Source organism: Candidatus Goldiibacteriota bacterium HGW-Goldbacteria-1 (assembly GCA_002839855.1).
Classification (GTDB): domain Bacteria; phylum Oederibacteriota; class PGYV01; order PGYV01; family PGYV01; genus PGYV01.
In genome coordinates, this window is sequence record PGYV01000007.1 from 261,452 (window position 1) to 263,036 (window position 1,585).

The following is a 1,585-nucleotide window of genomic DNA, read 5'->3' on the forward strand; positions in this document are numbered from 1 at the left end:
ATAAACAAGTAGCAAGTTACAAGTATCAACTTACAGGTTATAAACAAGTAGCAAGTTACAAGTATCAACTTACAGGTTAAATACAAGTAACAGGTTTTAACTTGTAACCTGTCACTTGTAACCTGTCACTTGTAACCTGTCACTTGTAACCTGTCACTTGTAACCTGTAACCTGTAACCTGTAACTTGTAACCTGTTACCTGTAACTTGTAACCTGTAACCTGTAACTTGTAACTTGTAACCTGTTACTTGCCACTTGTTACTTTACTTTAATTTCTTTGGCTTTTTTGGCTTCTGTTTTGGGTATTACAATTTCCAGAACGCCGTGTTCGTATTTGGCGTCTATCTTGTCAGAATCTGTTCCTTTTGGCAGGATAAAACGCCTCATAAAACTTCCGTAACTTCTTTCGTAATAGTGGTAATTCTTTTTTTCGTCGCTCTCCTCTTTTTCATGTTTCCTTTCCCCGGAAATTGAAAGTACGCTGTCGTCAAGCTCCACCTTAATATTTTCCTGCTTCATTCCGGGGAGGTCTGCTTTAACAATGTACCTGTCTTTCTCTTCTGCTACGTCTACGGCCGGTGAAATTTTGCCCGTAACAGAAAGCCCTGAAGTGAAAAAATCGTCAAAAATCGCCCCAAAATCGTCCTGCCTTGCCGGTACTTCCCTTCTTTCCAACAGTTTCATAAAAATCCGCCTCCTTAAAATTTATTTAACTTCCTCATCTTAATAAAAGCAAATTCTGTGCCGCGGTAAATTATTAAAAATAAGGCGGGTATTATCTGAAAGTGTTTCATTAAAAAACGAAATGTGTTTAAAAATAAAACATCAGCGTTTAAAAATTAAATGCGCTATTGACCGTAAAAAAAATACGATATAAAATGGTTAAAATTAAGGATGGTGAAAAATGGCTAAAGATATTTCAAAAGGGCAGGCAGAGGCAAAGATAAGGGAATATATTATAAAATTTGAAAAAGAACATATGGGCCGCGGCCCGGAAGATACGCTTGTTGACATTATGGGGGATATTATTTTTATAAGGCTTAAAGGGGTGCTTACGGCGGCTGAAAAAACTCTGGCAAATGACGCGGAGGGAAAGTCACTTGTAAAACAGACCAGGGTCAGGCTTCTTGAAGCATCAAGGAAAATGCTTGAAAAAAACATTGAAGAAATTACATCCATTAAAGTTATATCAATGCACACGGACATAAGCACAAAGACAGGGGAAAGAATAATAGTATTCACCATGGATTCAAACCTGGAAAATAATTATCAACAGGAAAGATAGCTAATAAAGCTATAGGCAGTTAAGCTATAGCGAAACACCGGTTTTAAGTTTTCGTTTACACCCGTCCGCCTTACAGGGGTTTGGCATTGGTAGGCGCACCTTTTAAGGTGCGGTTGGAGCGAACCTGTGAAGCGGAAATCCCCGGGCTTGCGCGAATTTACAAGCGCAAGTGTTAGGGGACAGTTGACTTATTTTTACTTCCGGCCTTCCAACCATCTGACCATCCGTCCCTCGGCTTCACCGGGCTTGGGTATATTTTTTCAGCACGCGCCGCAAATTGGTAATCTTGTATCCAAACAA

The 1,585-nt window shown here is 39.4% G+C and carries 2 protein-coding genes; one reads left to right on the forward strand and one right to left on the reverse strand.

Features of this window, described 5'->3' with window-relative positions:
• Nucleotides 1–258: 258 nt before the first annotated feature.
• Complete coding sequence (locus CVV21_09290) at nt 259–684, reverse strand: hypothetical protein (protein PKL91396.1); 426 nt, start codon at nt 682–684, stop codon at nt 259–261.
• Nucleotides 685–904: 220 nt separating this feature from the next.
• Between CVV21_09290 and CVV21_09295 the strand changes: the two genes are divergently transcribed.
• A complete protein-coding gene (locus CVV21_09295; protein PKL91397.1) occupies nt 905–1,285 on the forward strand; it encodes a hypothetical protein in 381 nt (126 codons plus the stop codon).
• The last annotated feature ends 300 nt before the right edge of the window (nt 1,286–1,585 follow it).

What these genes read in the sequence shown, in the direction of transcription:
- CVV21_09295 (PKL91397.1), top strand. Translation starts at nt 905, where the DNA reads ATGGCTAAAGATATTTCAAAAGGGCAGGCAGAGGCAAAGATAAGGGAA.
- CVV21_09290 (PKL91396.1), bottom strand. Translation starts at nt 684, where the DNA reads ATGAAACTGTTGGAAAGAAGGGAAGTACCGGCAAGGCAGGACGATTTT.